Consider the following 17876-nt stretch of genomic DNA (forward strand, 5'->3'; position numbering starts at 1 on the left):
GCCGGTGAAAAGGGAGTGAGCGCGCTCCGGGGCACCTGTACCGTGCGGAACGCGCAGCAGGTCGCTGCCCGCGACCTCCGAGGAGCCCGCCCATGTTCTCCCAGACGATCACCGACTTCTGGCGCGCGCCGCTCGTGGGCGGTGATGTCCTGCACCGGGACGCGTCGCTCACGGTCGTGAGCAACCCGGGTCTGCCCGAGGACCGTCGCGTCACGGTGCTGACGACCCGTGGCGCGGTCGCCTCGGGCGGCCCTGCCGACCCGGCCGCCCCCACCGACGGGCCCGGAGCCGTCCTCGTCGCGGTGACCCCGCAGGTCGCGGGTCTCCTGGAGCTGGCCGGGCCGCGGGCCGTCACCGAGGCGTCGGTGCGTCGGGCGCTGCAGGAGGCTGGCGTCGCGCTCCACGAGGCCGACTGCGTCTTCCACCTCACGGAGCACACCACGGCCGCCCTGCTCGCCGAGGACGACGTGCCCACCGTGCGGCGGCTGAGCGCCCAGGACGCCGCGGCCTTCTCCGTGTTCGAGGCGAGCGCCCCCGAGCAGGACCTCGACGACGCGTACGTCGAGCTGGACCACTGGGCCGTGCTCGGTGCGTTCGAGGGCGAGCGGCTCGTGGCCGCCGCGAGCATGTACCCCTGGGGGGACTCCCGCCTGGCGGACACGGGTGTCCTGACGCTCCCCGACGCACGGGGGAAGGGTCACGCCCGTCGGGTCGTCCGGGCGATCAGCCGCTACGCGCTGTCGCAGGGCTACGAGCCGCAGTACCGCTGCCAGGTCGACAACGCCGCGTCCCGCGCCCTCGCCGCCCGCGCCGGGTTCACGCAGCTCGGGACGTGGGAGGTCGTCTCGCCCGGCTCGACCCTCTGACCCTCGGGTCCTTCGGTGCTCCACCGGTAGCCTGGGACCCGCGACCAGCACGGCCGGACGTCGGCCGACGACCGGTCGGCCGACGACCAGGAGGCCCCTGATGAGCACCCCCCGATCCGTCCTGTTCGTGTGCGTCAAGAACGGCGGCAAGTCGCAGATGGCCGCCGGGCTGGCCCGGAAGATCGCGCCCGACGTCCAGGTCGACTCGGCCGGGACCTCGCCCGGGTCGAGCCTCAACGCGCTCTCGGTCGCGTCGCTCGAGGAGGTCGGCGTCGACCTGTCGGGCGAGCACCCCAAGCCCCTGACCCCGGAGCTGGTCGCGGCCGCGGACGTCGTGGTCGTCCTCGGCCGCGAGGCGCAGGTGACCACCGACGACGGGACGCCCGTCGTGGTCTGGGACACCGACGAGCCCTCGCTGCGCGGGATCGAGGGCATGGAGCGCATGCGGCTCGTGCGCGACGACATCGCGGCGCACGTCCGCGTCCTGCTGGCTCCCTGAGGACCGTCAGGTGGTCGGTGTCGCGCCGCCCGTCGGGTGCCCCGGACCGTCGCCGTCGGTCGGCTTGCCCAGCACGTTCTCCCGCACGACGCGGCGCAGCACCTTGCCGATCTGCGAGCGCGGCAGGTCGGGTACGACGAACAGGTGCTTGGGCAGCGCGTAGCGCGCGAGCTTCTGCTCGCCCCACTCGCGCACGGCCGCGAGGTCGATCGGGAGACCGCTCGCGGTGCCCTGGTCCTCGTCGAGCACGACGGCCGCGGCCACGCGCTCGTCCGAGCCCTCGCCGGGCAGGCCCACGACGGCGACGTCCCGGATCCCCGGCATGAGGCGCAGGTGGTCCTCGACCTGCGACGGGTAGATCTTGAACCCGCCGGTGATGATCATCTCCTTGATGCGGTCGACGAGCGTGACCACACCGTCTGCGTCCACGGTCACGACGTCGCCCGTGCGCAGCCACCCGCCGTCGAGGAGCTGGTGAGCCGTCTCCTCGGGGCGGTTCCAATAGCCCTGGAAGACCTGCGGCCCGTGGATGAGCAGCTCGCCGCGGACCGTGCCGTCCTCGTCCGGGGCGACGTCCCTCGTCGGGTCGTCCTGGTCGACGACCCGGATGTCGGTGCTCGGGAACGGCAGGCCCAGCGTGCCGGGACGGCGGTCGACCGAGACGGGGTTGCCGAGCGCGACGGGGGAGGTCTCGGTCATGCCGTAGCCCTCGATGAGCAGGCCGCCGGTCGCCTCCTCCCAGGTGCGCGCCGTCGTCGGGCTGATGGGCATCGCCCCCGCGAAGGCGAGCCGGATCGAGTGCAGGTCCACGGGCCTGCCCGCCGTGCGGGCCTTGGCCGCCGCGGCCGCGATGCGGTCGAACATGGGGGCGACGCCCGGGAGGAAGGTCGCAGGGCGACGCTTCTGCGCGGCCAGGAACGACTCGGCGTCGAACTTGGGGAACGCGACGAGCGTCGCGCCGATGCGCGCGGGGAGGGTCAGGCAGAACATGAGGCCGAAAGCGTGGAAGAACGGCAGGACCCCGTAGACGGTCTCCTCGCCCTCGCGGAACGACGCCCACGCCTGACCCTGCACGGTGTTGGCGACGAGGTTGCGGTGCGTCAGGACCGCGCCCTTGGGCGTGCCCGTCGTGCCGCCCGTGTACTGGAGGAGGGCGACGTCGTCGGCCACGGGCTGGGGCGTGGACGGGTCGAGCGGTCCTGCGCTCGCGACGAGCCGGTGCCAGTCGGGGACGCCGGCGGACGCCGGGCCGCGCAGCGCGGCCTTCTGGGTGCGCGCCGCCTTGACGGGCAGGTGCAGCGCGACGCGCTTGACGAGCGGCAGGTCGCGGGCGATGTCGACCGAGACGACCGTACGCAGCTCGGTGCCGGGCTTCGCGGCGAGGACCGTGGGGACGGCCTTCTGCCAGACGAGCGCGACGGTCGCCCCCGAGTCCGCGAGCTGGTGGGCCAGCTCGTCGGACGAGTACGTGGGGTTGTGCTCGACGACCGTCGCGCCGAGACGGAGCGCGGCGTAGAACGCGACGAGGTGGGAGGAGCTGTTGGGCATCACGAGTGCGACACGGTCGCCGCGGCGCACGCCGAGCGACGACAGGGCGCTCGCGGCGCGGTCCACCTTCTCGACCAGGTGTGCGTACGTGACGGTGGCACCGAAGAAGTCGACCGCGACCCGGTCGGGCCAGCGGGCGGCGGCTCGGGCGAGCGCCGCGGTCACGGGCTCGTCGGGGACGTCGACGGTTGCGGGAACCCCTGGGGAGTACCGACTCAGCCAGGGCTGCTTTGCCAAGGTGTTCACTACTACACCGTAACCTACGGATGCGTAGGTTATGTGTGCGGCACGTGCGAGGAACCTCGGTGGTGCCTGTGAGAACCCGGGAGGAAAACTGGTACCCGCCCGGGTGGAACCTTCGTGCCGTCGGCTGCGTGTTCTGGTCGTGAGGACAACGTACCGACCTCCGCCGAGCACGTCCGGCGCACGGGCCGCAGGGGGCGGCAGCGCGTCGTCAGGACCAGCTCCAGCGAGGTCTCGAGCCGTCAGGGGGCGGCTCCGGGACAGGCTGGACAGGGGGCCGGCGGGGTCGGTCGGGGTCGTGGTCGTGGCCGTCGGGGGTTCGCTCCTGGCGGTCGGCCTGACCCTGCCCTCACCACAACCCGTCCTCAGCGTGGTCCTCCTCGCTCTCGCACTGCCCGCGTGCGCGATCATCGTCCTGTGGTCGCTCGCGTCGCCGTACGTCACGGTGCGTGGCGCCCGGGTCGAGCCGACCGACGACGACAGGGGGTGGCTGGTGGTGCGCAGACCGCTGGGCCTTGTCCTGCTGGACGGGGCACGCCTCTGCCCTCCGGGCGCCCAGGGCGTCCCGGGCGCCCAGCGGGCGCTCGCGGACCGGGTGGTCGCCGCGTACACGACGGGGCGGGCCGAACGGGTCGAGATCCTGAGGCTGCTCGACCGCATCGTGGCCCTGGACCGGCTCGAGCAGGGCGCGGAGGTTGCTGGCGTGCGCAGCCGTGACGGCTTCACGCCTGAGCTGCGCTCGGTCCTGAGCAGGCACGTCCTCGACGCGGTGCAACGCGACGTCGAGCTGCTGGAGTCCCGGCGGCCGGGGCTCGCGGACCGGATCCTGCGCCCCACGGCGACCGGAGTGCCGCCGTGACCGTGGTCCTGCCGCTCGTGGGTGGCAGTGCGACGGACGGCCCGCGAGGCGTGCCCGCCGAGGACGGTCCCGACCGGGCCGACCCGGACTTCGACGGCGACCACGCGCCGCAGGACATGGTGCTGCACGCGACCCGGAACGCCGAGTTCACGATCTTCATGGAGCAGGCCGTCGGCCCGCTGCACCGCATGGCGTACCTGTTGTGCGGTGACCAGCACCGCGCGGAGGAGCTCACGCAGCAGACGTTCGAACGCACCTTCCGGGCATGGTCCAGGGCGCGCGACGGCGACCCGCTCGTCTATGCCCGTCGGATCCTCGCAAACCTGCGCATCGACACGTGGCGGCGCACCCGCCGCGAGGTGCTGTCCGGCCCGGACGACCTCCGCGACCACTCCGAGGGGATCACGGGCGCGCCAGGTGCCGGCGCCTCGGTGGGTGCTGCTCCCACCGCCGTCGACGACCGCGACCTCGTCGTCCGCGCCCTCCTGCAGCTCCCCCTCAAGCAACGTCGTGTCGTGGTGATGCGGCACATGCTCGACCTCTCGGAGGCCGAGGTCTCGGCAGAGCTCGGCATCCCCGTCGGCACCGTGAAGTCGACCGCTTCTCGGGCTCTGGTCCGGCTCCGCACGATCCTCGACGACTCCTCCCGAAAGGGCAGCTCCTCATGACCGGATCGCACGACGACCTCTTCGACCGTCTGCACGCTGCGGCCGACTCCGTCCCCCCCTCGACGCTCGACCTCCCCGTCGTGCTCATCACGAGCCGACGCAAGGCCACGACCCGGCGGGCCGTCACCGGGACCGCGGTGCTCGCCGCGTGCGCCGTCCTGGGGGTCGGGGTCGCGAGCGGCCTCCCCGGCCGAGTGGCTCACGACCTCGTCCCTGCGGCGACGTACGAGACCCTGCGCACCGAGATCGTGCATCGAGAGGTGGCTCCCGGGATCACGGCCGTGGCCGAGGCGGCGACCTATGAGCTCCCGGACGAGTCCGTCGTGCTCGACACGGGCATCGAGACCGGGGCGCACGGCGACCGGTTCCTGATCGTCTCGACGGTCGAGCTCTCGGCCGGCGGTTCGGTCGAGTCCGTCGACCGGGACGACCCGGAGACGATCAGGTGGATGGCCGAACTCGGCTACGGGCCGGTCGAGGATCAGCGCATCCAGGTGATCGCCGGGGACGATGCCGAGCTCAGACGGCTCCGAGGTGGGGCAGGACCGACGACGGTCGTCGTCTCCACCCTCGGTTCCGCCGCGGTCGTCGACACCGAGGAAGGTCGGTTCGTCTTCGGCACCACGATCAGCGAGCACGTCGACGACGCGCGGACCACGTCCGTCCGGTCCTGGGACCCCTTCACGCAGGTCGACGGGACGGCCGGCACGTCCCTGCTCGTCCCCACGCTGACGATCCCCCAGCGCACGCGGGTGCCCTTCGCTCTCGCGCTGACGAAGGAGACGTCGTTCGCGCCCGTGATGGCGGCCTCCTTCACGGATGACCACTCCGCGACAGGGCCCTGCACGGAGCGGGTCGACGGGTGCGCGGTGTCCTACGACACGCGGAGCCGGGTCGCGATCCAGAGCCAGGCGGAGGACCCCCGATGGGCGGCGTTCCTCGAGTCCCTCCCGAACGAGGACGTCTCCGTCCTGGACACGAGCGGAGACATCGTCCTGTTCGAGTGCCAGGCGAGCAGGGCCGCCACCGAATGGTCCTTCAGCGAGCGCCTCTCGGCCGAGGACGAAGACCGGATCGTCGCGGCCACGGCCGGCCTGACGTACTGCATGGTGGAGAGGAGCCCCACGAGCGACGGGGGCCTGCGCGTGGGTTCGTGACTCACGTCCCACCACGCCGCTCCAGGTCGGCCAGCTCGGCCGCCGCACGGTCCGCGTCGAGGTAGAGCCCGCCGCGGCTCACGGGAACGAGGTGGGCTCCGACCGCCTGAGCGCCTGGCCGCGCACCCGGGTGGGCGTCCCCGCCCGGGTGCGCTGCGTCGTCGGGCACCTGGCGCTCGAAGCGGTAGACGAGCGGGAGGCCCGTGGGGACGTTGAGGACCTGGACCTCGGGGGCCGTGAGCCGGTCGACGAGCATGACGAACGCCCGCAGGGAGTTGCCGTGCGCCACGACGAGGAGGTTCTCGCCGCGGTCGAGGGCCTGGCGAACCGTCGTCCACAGCGGAGCGAGGCGGTCGACGACGTCCGCGAGCGACTCGGTGTCGCGGCGCATGCCGACGCGGGCGGCGTCGGGCAGGCGGGAGAAGGTGTCCGCCACCCGCGCCGCCGCCTCGCTGCCCTCCTCGACGGGCGGCGGCCGGTGGTCGAACGAGCGCCGGTACTCCCAGTACGCGGTCTCGCCGAACTCGGCCCGGACGGACTCGCGCAGGTCGTCGGTGAACGCGCCGTAGTGCCGCTCGACCAGACGCCACTCGGGGACGAGGGGAGGGGGACCCGGGAGTCGTGCCGCGACGATCGCCGCGGTCGCCGAGGCCCGGACGAGCGGCGAGGTCAGTACACGGTCGGGGACCAGCGTCGGGTCCTGCGCGGCGGCCGCGGCCAGCTCCGAGCCCGCCTGCTCGGCCTCGCGGACACCGTGGTCGGAGAGGTCGACGTCGAGCAGCCCGGTGAACCGGTTCTCGGCGTTGTAGACGCTCTGCCCGTGGCGCAGCAGGACGAGGGTTCCAGGGGCCGGGGCGCTCATGGCGACCAGCGAACCACACGCGCGGCCGTCAGACCTCGATCAGCCCTCGGTGGTGCGCGATCGACACGGCCTCCGTGCGGCCCGAGGCGCCCAGCTTGGCCAGGACGTTCGAGACGTGGACGCTCACGGTCTTCCCGCTGATGAACAGGCGCTCGCCGATCTGCCGGTTGGTCAGGCCCTGCGCGACGAGCAGCAGGACCTCCGCCTCACGGTCCGTCAGCACGGTCGTGGTGCCGCGGCGCAGGCCCGGCAGGTCCAGGCGCCCGCGTCGTGCGAGGTCCCGCAACGCGCTCGCGAGCGGCGCTGCGCCCATGTCGTCGGCCTCCTCGAGGGCCTCGCCCGCCTGGGCGGCGGCGCCCTCGCGGTCCCCGACGCCCAGCAGCGACTGGGCCCAGCGCCAGCGGGACCGGGCGACCTCGTAGCGGTAGCCGTAGTCGAACGCGGCTGTGGCCTCCTGCCAGAGGACCGGGTCGTTCGTCCCCGTGAGGCGGCTGTGCTCGGCGCGGGCCCGCACGAGCCACGCGATGCCCTCGGGCCCGAGCCGGCCGCCGCGCGGCCGCCCCCGCTGGGCCGTGGTCTCCGCCTCGGTGAGGAGGGCGCCTCCCTGCGCGACCAGGTCGTCCACGGGGGCACCCACGAGGCGGCGCTCCTCGGTCGCGTCGGCGAGCGCCGTCAGGGCGAGCGCCGAGATCCAGATCCGGCCCAGGAAGTAGTCGCTCCACGTGCGGCCCAGGTAGACGATCAGCTCCTGCGCGAGCGACAGGGCCTCCTCGCGCTGGCCCGTCCAGACGAGCGCGTCGATCATGCATCCGCCCGCGATGAGCGCGATCTGCCCGTCGCGCCGCCACTCGGGACGCAGCGCGCGAGCACGCTCGATCACGCCCTCGTCGCCGCGCGCGACGGCCGCGTAGAGCTGGGCGGCCGAGAGAGCGGCGACCGCGCTCGGCGGCATGGGGTCGGGGGACGTGGGCGGCGGGCGGAGGTCGCCCGTGGCGTACCGGACGAGCTCGCCGAAGAGTCGGAGCTCGACGCCGTACCCGTTCCAGCCGAGCCCGGCCGCGACGGCGTGCTCGAGCCCCGTGTGCGCCTCGACGAGGGCCTGCCCGAGGTCCCCCGAGTAGTAGCGGTTGGCCGCGATGTTGTACCAGCAGCGCATCTCGGTGAGGAGGTCGCCCGCGGCCTGGGCGCGCTCGCGCGCGTTCGCGAGGAGCTGGGCGGCGCGGTCCGCGTCGTCGACCTCGAGCACCGCGAGCGTCGTGAGGGCGTCGGCCTCGACGTCGGGGGCGTCGATCGCGCGGGCCACCGCGATCGCCTCCTCCGCGGTCTCCTGCGCGACGACGTCCATGTCGGCACGGTCGAGGTTCATCGCGGCGCGGGCCCGCGTCGCGAGGGTCCAGGCGCGATCCTTCGACGGGGGCTCGGTGGGCAGCACCGCGAGGGCCGCAGCCGTGTGCTCGATGACCTCCTCGACGTGCTCGATCCCGAGCAGGTGCAGGGACAGCACGTGCCGCAGCGACGCCTGCCGCAGCGGGTTCTCCGCGGTCATCTCGACGACCTTGCGCGCGATCGCGACCGCCCGGTCCGGCTCGCCCGCGCGGCTCGCCGCGGACGCCGCCGCGACGGCCACGTCGACCCGGTCCTCGCCGAGCAGGTCCGCGGCGTCGGGCACCACGTCCCACAGGCGCAGGACCTGCTCCAGGTGCCGCAGCTCCTCGGCGGGCGCGAGGACCCGCCCCGCACGGCGCGCGGCCTCGCGGGACGCGACGAGCGCCGTCGTCGTCTCGTGCGCCGACAGCGCGTGGTGGGCCCGCTGCGCGGGCGAGCCGAGCGACGGGTCCTCGGTGAGGGCGGCCAGGTACGCGCGGTGCAGCGCGACCTGCTCGCCGGGCAGGAGGTCGGCCGAGATGGCCTCGGCGAGCAGGGCGTGCCGGAACGCGATCCTGCCGCCGTCGACCGTCAGCACGTGGTGGGCCACGGCCTCGCGCAGCGTCGCGTCGAACGCCTGGTCGAGCGCGCCCCGGGTCGGGGGCGAGCCGGGGGAGCGCAGCCCGCCGAGCGAGAACACGCCCAGGTCCTGGCCGACGACGGCACGCAGCAGCGGCTCGGCGACGACGCGTCCCGCGAGCGAGGCGATGCGCGCGAGCTGCTGCACGTCGGGCTCGAGCTGTTCGAGGCGTGCGTGCAGGACGTCCGCGAGGGACCAGGGGAGGGCGTCGGCCTGGGGGCCGGCCTCGACGAGCTCCTCGGCGAAGTACGCGTTGCCCTCCGAGCGCTTCATGACGCGCTCGAAGTCGTTCTTGGGCAGGGACCGGCCCGCGACGGCGGTCGTGAACTGCTTGAGCTCGCCCGGCGTGAACGGGTCGAGGGCCAGGTGGTCGACGCGCGGGTGGCGACGCAGCTCGGCGAGCACGGGACGCAGCGGGTGGCGGCGGTGGAGGTCGTCCGTGCGGTAGCTCGCGATGACGAGCAGGTGATCGGCGCGCAGGCGCGCGAGGAGGAAGCGCAGGACGTCGCGAGTGGACGGGTCGGCCCAGTGCAGGTCCTCGATGACGAGGACGAGCGGGGCCCCGGGGCGCCCGGGGGCCGTGAGCGCGGCGGTGATGCTCTCGAAGAGCTGGAGGCGACCTGCCTGGTCCTCGCCGTTGCCGTCGAGGGACGAGGGGCCCGCGTCGAGGAGGCGACCCAGCGCGGGCCGGGCGTCGATGGTCTTGTCGACGACCTCGTGGCTCGACCGGAGCTCGGACAGCGCCTCGGTGAACGGCAGGTAGGGCAGGCCGACGTCGCCGAGGTCGACGCAGTGGCTCACGACGACGGTGGCCCCGGTGCCCCGGGCGAGCTCCGCGGCACGGACCAGGAGGCGCGACTTGCCGACCCCGGCGTCGGCGCCGAGGAGGATCGCACCGGGGTCCCCGGCGGCAGCGCGGCCCACCGCTGCGGCGATCACGTCGAGCTGGTGCTGTCGTGCGACGAAGTGGGCCTGGGAGGGGCGCGGCATACTGCCCATCCTCGCAGCGGCCTGTGACGCCTGCCACGATGTTTCCTGATACTCGCCGCCCGGTGTGACGAACCCCTCTTCCGGTCCGGCCGGCAGCCGGGTTCCTGGCGGTGCCGAGGGCGATGGTCGACCTCGGCCCACCCGACCGGAAGAGGGCTCCGTCATCCGCTCTGACCGGTGGCGCTCACGTGGGTTCTGTGCGTCCGGTGCCCCGGGCGGTGGCTGCGGAGCCAGTGCATCAGCACGTTCTCCTGGTGGTCGTAGTCCGCGCGGACCTGCTGCTGGCGGTACGCCACCTCGGTCTCGAAGCCCATCACGTACATCTCGTTCATGGTCGTTCCCGTCCTGCTCGTCGGCAGCGGACCTGGTGCCCGCTGTGATCCTCACTCTCGTGCTGAGTGGGCGCGTCGTGCATCGGTCGAGCGGGTAGGTTCTGGGCCGCTACCACCTCAGGCTCGACGGCGTATCTCGCCTGAGGTGGTCTGAGGTGCCTTAGGGGTGAGGTCGCCGCGCGACGGCGACCCGGGAGACGCGATGGACGGGGCCCTCCGCGCGGCCCGGGCCGCCCTACGATCGGCGTCATGTCGATGCCAGGACCGGACGTCCGGACGTGCTTCGTGGGGGACTCGTTCGTCGCGGGGACCGGTGACCCGACAGCCCTGGGGTGGGTCGGTCGCGTCACGGCGGTCGCGATCGCCCGCGGGCATCGCCTCACGGCCTACAACCTGGGTGTCCGGGGCGACACGTCGCAGGACGTCGGAGACCGGCTCGCGCGCGAGGTGGCGCCTCGGCTGCCGTCCGGGGCCTGCTCCGGCGTGGTCCTGTCGTTCGGGGTCAACGACACCGTCCTGGTGAACGGGCGGGTGCGGGTGACGTCCGCCGCGACCGTGGAGGCTCTCGACCGGTCGTACCAGGCGGCCGGCGCGGCGGAGGTCCTGCTCGTCGGTCCGCCGGCGGTCGACGACGACGCGCAGAACCAGCGCCTGCTCAGCACGAGCGAGGCGCTGCGGGAGGCTGCGGGGCGACGGGGCGCCCCGTTCGTCGACACGTTCTCGGGCACCGTGCAGAGCGAGGTCTGGCGACGCGAGGTGCGGGACGGCGACGGGTACCACCCCGGCGCGGCGGGCTACGAGGTGCTGGCGGGGATCGTCGTCGGGCCGTTCCTCGCGTGGCTCGACCAGCGCTTCCGCGACGTGCCGCCACCACGCCGGCCCGGCCTGGCGGGCGGGTAGCTTCCCACCCGTTGCCAACAACGGGCGCCGGTCGCAGACTGGAATGGACCGGACCCCTTGATGGAGGTGCCCTCGTGACATCGACGTACGACGTGCTACCCATGCTAGGACGCGGCAAGCACCGCAACCCGAAGAAGGGCGCGTGCTTCATGGAGCTCGCGTCGTACCTGGCCGGCGAGCGCTGGAGCGACCACCCCCAGTGCACGCACCCGCTGGTCGCGATGCTCGCGCGAGCGGTCAACGACCTCACGAGCGATGCGGCCAGGCCACGCCTGGCGATCCTCATCCCGTCCGTGATCGGGCTGCGGTCCGACGACCCGCGGTGGAGCGTGTGGATCTCGCTGCGCGCGGCGCAGACGGCGCTGCCCGTCTCGCCGAGCGACCGGCAGGACGTCCTCGCGGTCGCGATCATCGCGGGCGAGCGCATGCTCGACCAGCTCGAGGGCCGTGAGCCCGGCACCCGGACGCAGGCGTCGCAGGACGCCCTGAACATGGTGCCCCGCACGGCGGCCTGGGCCGAGTCGTTCTGCAAGGGCTCCAGGCTGCGTCCCGCACGGTTCGCGCGCGACGCCGCGCCGAGCATCGTCGCGGCCGCGGTGCAGGGCATCTCGGAGGCGGGCTCCCGCGACGCCGACGACGCGCTCTACGAGCTGCTCTCGTCGACGATCGAGGCGGCACGGGGCTGGGCAGCGGCCGAGCCCGCCGAGCCGCTCGAGCCCAGCGACTGGGAGCCGGTCGTCCGGAGCGTCGGGGCACAGGTTTGACGGCGGCCGACGACGGCGGCACCCCCGGCCTCGAGGAGTCCCTCGACCTGACGGTGCCGCCGAGCGGTCCCGGCTGCGCCGAGTGCGAGTCCTCCGACGGCTGGTGGGTGCACCTGCGACGGTGCGCGCGGTGCGGGCACGTGGGCTGCTGCGACACGTCGCCCTCGCAGCACGCCACGGCGCACTACCGGGAGACCGGGCACCGGCTCATGCGCACGTACGAGCCCGGCGAGGACTGGTACTGGGACTACGTCTCGGAGCAGTCGTTCGAGGGGCCGGACCTCGCCCCGCCGATCGCGCACCCCGAGGACCAGACGACGCCCGGTCCCGCCCAGCGGGTCCCCGAGAACTGGCGAGAGCTCGTCCACTGACCGCTTCCGCCGAGAAGTCTGCAGCCCTCGTTCGCGCGGATCGGGGCGTCGGCTCACTTCGCGGCGGGCGCGACGACCCGTGCGAGCGCGTCGAGCGCCGCGAACGGGTCGTCCGGCCGCTCGGGGTCTGGGCTCGTCGGCACGACGACGACGCTGGTGACCCCGTTCGCCTCGAGCGCGGCGAGCCGGGCGCGGACGACGTCGGGCGGCCCGACGATCGCGAGCTGGTCGACCCACTCGTCGGGCAGGGCCCGGGAGAGCTCCTGCGGCGTCGGCGTCGAGTCCAGCAGCGCCCGGAACTCGGCCGCGAACGGCAGCGGGTCGATCTGCGCGGTCCAGTCCGCGGCGCCGAACGTGGCCAGTGCGGGCCGGACGATCTCGCGGGCCGTCGCGACGTCGTCGTGCACCACGGCGAGGGTGAACGCGACGAGCGTGTGCTCGGGCGGGGCGCTCGGTCCGGCCGCGGCGCGGCCGCGCTCGACGGCCGCGCGGACGACGCCCAGGTACTCGGGGGTCACGGGCATGTCGAGGATCGTGCCGTCGGCGACGCGGCCCGAGACCTCCAGGGACCTGGGCCCGCGCACCCCGTTCAGGACGGGCGGTGCGACAGCCGGCGGACTGTACAACGCAACGTCATCGAGTTGTACGTAGCGCCCGTCGGTGCTGAGCCGCTCGCCGCGCAGCAGCGAGCGGACCGCGCTCGTCGTCTCTTCCAGCAGCGTCAGGGGGCTGGCCGGCCACACCCCGATCTGCCGCATCCACGCGGGCATCCCGTGCCCGATCCCCAGCAGCAGCCGCCCCGGGTGGAGCTCGGCGAGCGTCCCGGCCTCGAGAGCCGTCATGGCGGGGCTGCGCACCGCTGCCGGCAGGATCCCGATGCCCACGCGGATCGACTCCGTGCGCGCGAGGATCGTCGCGGCCTGCGCGATCCCGCCCCGGAAGAAGCAGTCCTCGACGACCCAGACCTCGTCGAGGCCGATCTCCTCGGCGCGCGACACGAACGGCAGCAGATCGGTGATGGGCAGGTCGCGCGGCACGATCACGCCGAGACGAGGACGGGGCACGGTGGTTCTCCTTCGGACAGCGAGGCCCAGCGATTCGGTGGGCGTCGGGACGCCCGCCGGTGCGGCGAGGCCCGGTCTACGGGACCGGTCCGACGGCAGCGAAGCCCAGGCAGCGACGGGTCGTGGGTGCACAGCCCACCCTAGGGCGGCGCCGGGACGTCAGCCGAGCGACGCGTCGAAACCGGTGGCGCGCAGGACCTTCGCAGGCACCCCGGCGACGATCGTGTCGGCCGGGACATCCTTGGTCACGACCGCTCCGGCACCCACGATCGCACCGTCGCCGATGGTCACGCCCGGGACCACCGTGACCGATGCCCCCAGCCAGACCTTGCGTCCGATCCTGATCGGTGCCGGGATCATGTCCGCTCGGCGGGAGGGGTCGACGGCGTGGTTCAGGGTCGTCAGGGTGCTCCCGTGCCCGATGAGGGTCCCGTCCCCGATCGTGATGCCACCGGTGTCCTGGAAGCGGCAGCCGCTGTTGATGAAGACGTCCTTGCCCAGGGTCAGGTTCTTGCCGAACTCGCAGTAGAACGGCGGGAAGACCGTGACCGACTCGTCCACGACGACCCCCGTCAACCGGGACAGCAGACCGCGCACCTCGTCCGGCGTGCGGTAGCCGGAGTTGAGATCGGCGACGCACCGCAGCGCCTCCTGGGCCGCGCCGTGCATGAACTCGTGCAGTGCGGACCCGCCCTCGATGAGGTCGCCGCGGTGCACGTGGTCCAGAAAGTCCTCGAGGTCCATCCTTCGATCCTGCCACTCCCACAAAGTCCTGGCCCGGCACGTCCCACCAGGCCTACGGTCGAAGGCATGAGCCTCATGACGGGATCCTTCGCCGCGTTCGACGACCACCTCCGGCAGGCTGCCGCAGGGGACGAGTTCTCGGGGGTCGTGCTCGTCTCGCGGGACGGCGAGACGCTGTTCGAGCACGCCTACGGCCTGGCCTCGCGGCGCTGGGGCGTGCCCGTCAAGGTCTCGACGCGCTTCGACGTCGCGTCCGTGACCAAGCTCTTCACGTCGGTCGCGGTCCTCCAGCAGGTCGCGGCCGGGGCCCTCGACCTGGACGCCTCGATCCACGACTACGTCGACCTCGACGGGACGCAGATCCCTCGGCAGGCGACGCTGCGCCACCTGCTGTCGCACACCTCGGGCATCGCGGACGACGCCGACGAGGAGGCCGGGGAGTCCTACGAGGCGCTGTGGGTCGACAAGCCGAGCTACTCGGTCGTGCAGACCGCGGACTTCCTGCCCCAGTTCGTCCACAAGACCCCGACGTTCCCCGTGGGCGAGGGCTGCCGGTACTGCAACGTGGGATACGTCCTGGCCGGCCTGGCGCTGGAGCGTGCCACGGGCCTCACCTACCGCGACTACGTCCGCGAGCACGTGTTCGCGCGAGCGGGCATGGCGTCGTCGGGCTTCTTCGACATGCGTGAGGCGGTCCCGGACGTCGCGGAGGGCTGGGAGCCCGTCCGCGCGGCCGCGCCCGACGGCGACGCGCCCGACGGCGCAGCTCCCGTCGACGACGGCGCCGCACCGGTCGTGGGGTGGCGGCAGAACATCTACAGCTACCCGCCCATCGGCTCGCCCGACGGCGGCGCGCACGTCACGGCGGCCGACCTGGTCCGCTTCCTCGACGCCGTCCGGGCGGGCGAGCTCCTGCCGCCCGATCTCACGGACGCGTTCCTGAGCCCGCAGGCGCTGCACCACGAGATCCCGGACGCCGCGCCGGGCAGGGCGGCGGCGGTGCACTTCGCGTTCGGCCTCGAGATCGAGGTCACCGAGGACGGGAGCGTCCGGTCGCTGTCCAAGGACGGGATCAACACGGGGTCGAGCGCGATCGTGAAGCACTACCCCGGGCAGGGCGGCGAGCCCGGCGTGACGATCGCGGTCGTGTCCAACAGCGAGGACGGTGCCTGGGACCCGATCAGGCGGCTCGACGACCTGGTCACCGGGGCGTAGCCGACAGGGCCTGGGCCGCCTCGACCGCCGCGTCGACGCTCGGCAGCAGGCGCCCGTCCGTCGCGAGCGCGGCGAACCACGGCGAGGCCGCGGCCCTGGCCGCGGTCTCGGCCGGGACGCGCGCGAGCAGGAGCGTGCAGCCGATCCCGACGAGCTGTCGGTCGAGGTCCGCGAGCCCGTCGAGCACGGTCGAGGTGACGCCGCGCTGGGCGCCGGACTCCAGGACCACGGCGTGCGGTGCGGGGGCGCTCGCCCTGGCCAGTGCGAGGATGCGTTCGACCGTGGGCCGGGTGTTCGCGGTGTAGAGGCCGGCGTCGAGGTGCAGGACCAGGACCCCGGGGGCGATGCCCGACTCCAGGGCCGCCTCGCGCGCGACCTCGCGCGTCACGTCGGCGTCCTCCTCGGAGTCGTCGCCCTCGGCCGTGCCGCGGTCGACGGGTGCCCAGCCGCCCTGCGGGGCGCGCACGAGCGGGACGACGCGGGGCCGGTCCAGCTCGCGCAGCACGAGGACGAGCGTGAGCCCGACCCCGACCCCGACGGCGGGCAGCAGCCCGGCCACGAGGCCGATCCCCGTGGTCACTGCTGCGACCGCGAACTCGACGCGGTTGATGCGCCACAGGACCACGAAGTCGCCGACCTTGACGAGGCTCAGGGTCGCGACGACGACCATGGCGCCGAGCGTGGCCTGCGGCAGGTCGTCGAGCACGGGGGCGAGGAAGAGCGCGACCAGGATCGCGAGGGCCGCGGTCACGAGCCCGGCGACCTGCGTCCGCGCCCCGGCCCGGAGGCTGACCGCGGTCTGGGAGAAGCCGCCCGCGGGCGGCATGGCGCGGAAGAACGCTCCGACAACGGCCGCGACCCCGTTCGCCAGGAGCTCCTGGTCCGGGCCGATCTGGGGCTCGTCGGGTCGGCGGACCCCACGACCCACGGCGACCGTCTCGAGGAATGCCATGATCGCGATCGCGCTCGCCCCGGCGAGCATCGACCCGACGAGGGACAGGTCCGGCAGGACGGGCAGCGGCAGCCCGGGCGGGACCGGTTCGATGACCTCGACGCCGCGGTCGGCGAGGCCCCCGAACGCCACGAGCAGGATGCCCGCGGCCACGACGACGAGCGGAGCGGGCATCCGGGGCGCGACGCGGCCGAGCAGCAGCAGGACCGCGATGCTCCCGACCGAGAGCGCGACCGTCGCAGGGACCGCCTGGTCCAGGCTGCCGAGCGCGGAGCCGAGCACGTGGAAGAAGCCTGTCGCGTCGGGATCGGCGGGCACCCCGAGCAGAGGGGGGAGCTGGGCTGCGGCGACCGTCACGCCGACGCCCGCCTTGATCCCCACGAGCGTGGCCTGCGAGATGTTCTCGACGAGCGAGCCCAGCCGCAGCACACGGGTGAGCAGCAGCAGCGCACCGACGAGCAGGGTGAGCGTCGAGACGGCTCGCGCGGGGTCCTCGGCGCCGGCCGCGACCCCGGCCGCGAGCAGCGTCGAGGCCGACAGCGTCGCGATGGTCGACGTCGTGCTCATGCTCAGCGTGCGCGAACCGCCGAGCAGCGCGTACACGACGAGGGGCACCATGCAGGTGTACAGGCCGAAGCCCACGGGCAGGTTCGCGATCGTCGCGTACGCCATGGCCTGCGGCACGACGACGGCGCCCGCCGACAGCCCGCCCACGACGTCGGCGCGCAGCCAGCTCGCGCGATACCCGCGCAGCGTCGGGAAGAGGTCGACGCGGGGCACCGGGCGCGTGGGCCGGCGCCGTGGTGCCGTCGGCGAGGACGTCACGGAGCCTGCGTCCCGTCCCGAGGCCCGGTTCCCGCCGCACCACCCGCCGCACCAACCGTCGAGCGGCTCGGGGAGTCGCTCGACGGGACGGGGAAGACCTGCGCCCAGTCGTCCCGCACGCTCACCACGGTCCAGCCCTCCTCGGCCGCGGTCGCCAGCGCCTGCTCGGCACCCGTGTCGTACGGCGGGTCCCCGCGGTCCGGGTCGTCGTGGTGGATCAGCAGCGCCAGGCCCCGGGGGTGCGCAGCCGCGTAGGCGAGCATCGGCACGTCCCCATTGGAGTTGCCCACCGCGAGCACGGGCCGTCGGCCGGTCCGGCTCCAGATGCGCACGGGCTTCTCGGGGCCGTCGTCCAGGAAGGAGAAGGTCGACCCGTAGACGACGTCGGCCTTCGCCTCGTCGAAGGTGAGCCCCAGGCTCGACCCCACGACCTGCTCGGGGGCCACCCCGTAGTAGTCCTCGGTGAACGGCCGCATGAAGTCGCGGTCGCCGCCCGAGGTGATGTACGTCGTGAAGCCGTGCGCCCGCAGGAGGTCGAGCAGCTCGCGCATCGGCTGGTAGGTCGCGTACCGGTACGGGAGGCCGAGGGCCGGGTGGACGGCCGTGTCGAGGAAGGCGCGGACCTCGTCGGCGTAGTCGCCCACGGACCGGCCCGCCTGCACCGCGACGACGGCTGCGATCAGGGGACGGAGGTCGGAGTCGTCGCCCGCGTAGTGCTTGTCGATCGCGGCGCCGAGCCAGGCGAGGTCCCCGGTCGACGCCGCCCGGTACGGCTCGGTCTGCGCCAGGGCCGGGTCGGCCGCGGCCGCCCGGGCCCACTGCTCGACGAGGAAGTGGAGCTGGACCGGCATGGGCTTCTCGGCCCACAGGGTGCCGTCGTTGTCGAAGACCGCGACACGCTCCTCGACCGGGAGGGCGTCGGGGCCGGTCGTGACCGCGGCGACGAGGTCGAGGACCGCTGTGCGGGTCGAGGTGTCACGCCAGGACGGGAGGTCTGTCATCGGAGGTCCTC

The 17876-nt window shown here is 73.7% G+C and carries 17 protein-coding genes; 9 read left to right on the forward strand and 8 right to left on the reverse strand.

The annotated features are described in order from the left end of the window. Window positions 1–92 precede the first annotated feature (92 nt). Together WFH32_RS08135 and WFH32_RS08140 are read left to right on the forward strand one after the other, a co-directional pair. On the forward strand, window positions 93–866 hold the full coding sequence (locus WFH32_RS08135) for a GNAT family N-acetyltransferase (protein WP_191796114.1): 774 nt from the start codon (window positions 93–95) through the stop codon (window positions 864–866). Between the two features lie 100 nt (window positions 867–966). Further along, window positions 967–1365: an arsenate-mycothiol transferase ArsC gene (locus tag WFH32_RS08140; RefSeq protein WP_191796113.1), complete on the forward strand. Its 399-nt coding sequence runs from the start codon at window positions 967–969 to the stop codon at window positions 1363–1365. A 6-nt stretch (window positions 1366–1371) separates the two neighbouring features. Here WFH32_RS08140 and WFH32_RS08145 read toward each other — a convergent pair whose 3' ends face one another. Further along, window positions 1372–3159, reverse strand: coding sequence for an AMP-binding protein (locus WFH32_RS08145; RefSeq protein WP_191796112.1), 1788 nt, complete (start codon window positions 3157–3159; stop codon window positions 1372–1374). A gap of 301 nt (window positions 3160–3460) precedes the next feature. Here WFH32_RS08145 and WFH32_RS08150 point away from each other — a divergent pair, with 301 nt between their 5' ends. From WFH32_RS08150 to WFH32_RS08160, 3 genes are read left to right on the forward strand one after another with little or no spacing between them, the layout of a single operon-like run. Then, complete coding sequence (locus tag WFH32_RS08150) at window positions 3461–4015, forward strand: hypothetical protein (protein ID WP_191796111.1); 555 nt, start codon at window positions 3461–3463, stop codon at window positions 4013–4015. After that, window positions 4012–4683 (forward strand): SigE family RNA polymerase sigma factor, encoded by a 672-nt coding sequence (locus WFH32_RS08155; protein ID WP_318244089.1) that lies wholly within the window; start codon window positions 4012–4014, stop codon window positions 4681–4683. The genes WFH32_RS08150 and WFH32_RS08155 overlap by 4 nt, the downstream gene beginning before the upstream one ends. Beyond that, window positions 4680–5840, forward strand: a complete 1161-nt coding sequence (locus WFH32_RS08160; RefSeq protein ID WP_336706871.1) for a hypothetical protein — start codon at window positions 4680–4682, stop codon at window positions 5838–5840. Before WFH32_RS08155 ends, WFH32_RS08160 begins: the two co-directional genes overlap by 4 nt. 1 nt (window position 5841) lies before the next feature. On the opposite strand, the gene WFH32_RS08165 is transcribed toward WFH32_RS08160, so the two are convergent. The 3 genes from WFH32_RS08165 to WFH32_RS08175 all read right to left on the reverse strand — a co-directional run bounded on the left by WFH32_RS08165 (window position 5842) and on the right by WFH32_RS08175 (window position 10029). After that, window positions 5842–6702: a 2,3-bisphosphoglycerate-dependent phosphoglycerate mutase gene (locus WFH32_RS08165; RefSeq protein WP_336706873.1), complete on the reverse strand. Its 861-nt coding sequence runs from the start codon at window positions 6700–6702 to the stop codon at window positions 5842–5844. Between the two features lie 28 nt (window positions 6703–6730). Continuing rightward, window positions 6731–9697 carry a helix-turn-helix transcriptional regulator gene (locus tag WFH32_RS08170; protein WP_336706874.1) on the reverse strand — a complete coding sequence of 989 codons (2967 nt, stop codon included), beginning with the start codon at window positions 9695–9697 and terminating at the stop codon, window positions 6731–6733. A 161-nt stretch (window positions 9698–9858) separates the two neighbouring features. Continuing rightward, on the reverse strand, window positions 9859–10029 hold the full coding sequence (locus WFH32_RS08175; protein WP_191796107.1) for a hypothetical protein: 171 nt from the start codon (window positions 10027–10029) through the stop codon (window positions 9859–9861). 249 nt (window positions 10030–10278) lie between these two features. On the opposite strand from WFH32_RS08175, the gene WFH32_RS08180 reads away from it, so the two are divergent. The 3 genes from WFH32_RS08180 (at window position 10279) to WFH32_RS08190 (ending at window position 12064) form a co-directional block, all read left to right on the forward strand. Further along, a complete protein-coding gene (locus tag WFH32_RS08180) occupies window positions 10279–10929 on the forward strand; it encodes a GDSL-type esterase/lipase family protein (RefSeq protein ID WP_336706875.1) in 651 nt (216 codons plus the stop codon). Window positions 10930–11003: 74 nt separating this feature from the next. Beyond that, window positions 11004–11693, forward strand: a complete 690-nt coding sequence (locus tag WFH32_RS08185; protein ID WP_246857741.1) for a hypothetical protein — start codon at window positions 11004–11006, stop codon at window positions 11691–11693. Then, window positions 11690–12064: a UBP-type zinc finger domain-containing protein gene (locus WFH32_RS08190; protein WP_191796106.1), complete on the forward strand. Its 375-nt coding sequence runs from the start codon at window positions 11690–11692 to the stop codon at window positions 12062–12064. The genes WFH32_RS08185 and WFH32_RS08190 overlap by 4 nt, the downstream gene beginning before the upstream one ends. Window positions 12065–12117: 53 nt before the next feature. Here WFH32_RS08190 and WFH32_RS08195 read toward each other — a convergent pair whose 3' ends face one another. Together WFH32_RS08195 and WFH32_RS08200 are read right to left on the reverse strand one after the other, a co-directional pair. After that, the gene (locus WFH32_RS08195) at window positions 12118–13128 is read right to left on the reverse strand and encodes an LLM class flavin-dependent oxidoreductase (protein WP_318244088.1); all 1011 of its coding nucleotides are present in this window, start codon (window positions 13126–13128) and stop codon (window positions 12118–12120) included. A 159-nt stretch (window positions 13129–13287) separates the two neighbouring features. After that, on the reverse strand, window positions 13288–13872 hold the full coding sequence (locus WFH32_RS08200; protein ID WP_191796105.1) for a sugar O-acetyltransferase: 585 nt from the start codon (window positions 13870–13872) through the stop codon (window positions 13288–13290). Between the two features lie 66 nt (window positions 13873–13938). Here WFH32_RS08200 and WFH32_RS08205 point away from each other — a divergent pair, with 66 nt between their 5' ends. Then, entirely contained in the window at window positions 13939–15087 is a 1149-nt protein-coding gene (locus WFH32_RS08205) for a serine hydrolase domain-containing protein (protein WP_336706877.1), read from the forward strand. Here the strand turns inward: WFH32_RS08205 and WFH32_RS08210 are convergent. Further along, window positions 15074–16864 carry a SulP family inorganic anion transporter gene (locus tag WFH32_RS08210; protein ID WP_336706879.1) on the reverse strand — a complete coding sequence of 597 codons (1791 nt, stop codon included), beginning with the start codon at window positions 16862–16864 and terminating at the stop codon, window positions 15074–15076. The genes WFH32_RS08205 and WFH32_RS08210 overlap by 14 nt on opposite strands. After that, window positions 16861–17865 carry an HAD family hydrolase gene (locus tag WFH32_RS08215; RefSeq protein ID WP_336706880.1) on the reverse strand — a complete coding sequence of 335 codons (1005 nt, stop codon included), beginning with the start codon at window positions 17863–17865 and terminating at the stop codon, window positions 16861–16863. The genes WFH32_RS08210 and WFH32_RS08215 overlap by 4 nt, the downstream gene beginning before the upstream one ends. Window positions 17866–17876 lie beyond the last annotated feature (11 nt).

This window comes from Oerskovia sp. USHLN155, assembly GCF_037145535.1.
GTDB lineage: Bacteria > Actinomycetota > Actinomycetes > Actinomycetales > Cellulomonadaceae > Oerskovia > Oerskovia rustica.

Bases quoted from the DNA above. Each gene is read 5' to 3' on its own strand.
- WFH32_RS08180 (WP_336706875.1), top strand. From the start codon at position 10,279: ATGTCGATGCCAGGACCGGACGTCCGGACGTGCTTCGTGGGGGACTCG.
- WFH32_RS08175 (WP_191796107.1), bottom strand. From the start codon at position 10,029: ATGAACGAGATGTACGTGATGGGCTTCGAGACCGAGGTGGCGTACCGC.
- WFH32_RS08170 (WP_336706874.1), bottom strand. From the start codon at position 9,697: ATGCCGCGCCCCTCCCAGGCCCACTTCGTCGCACGACAGCACCAGCTC.
- WFH32_RS08160 (WP_336706871.1), top strand. From the start codon at position 4,680: ATGACCGGATCGCACGACGACCTCTTCGACCGTCTGCACGCTGCGGCC.
- WFH32_RS08200 (WP_191796105.1), bottom strand. From the start codon at position 13,872: ATGGACCTCGAGGACTTTCTGGACCACGTGCACCGCGGCGACCTCATC.
- WFH32_RS08135 (WP_191796114.1), top strand. From the start codon at position 93: ATGTTCTCCCAGACGATCACCGACTTCTGGCGCGCGCCGCTCGTGGGC.
- WFH32_RS08165 (WP_336706873.1), bottom strand. From the start codon at position 6,702: ATGAGCGCCCCGGCCCCTGGAACCCTCGTCCTGCTGCGCCACGGGCAG.
- WFH32_RS08215 (WP_336706880.1), bottom strand. From the start codon at position 17,865: ATGACAGACCTCCCGTCCTGGCGTGACACCTCGACCCGCACAGCGGTC.
- WFH32_RS08140 (WP_191796113.1), top strand. From the start codon at position 967: ATGAGCACCCCCCGATCCGTCCTGTTCGTGTGCGTCAAGAACGGCGGC.
- WFH32_RS08205 (WP_336706877.1), top strand. From the start codon at position 13,939: ATGAGCCTCATGACGGGATCCTTCGCCGCGTTCGACGACCACCTCCGG.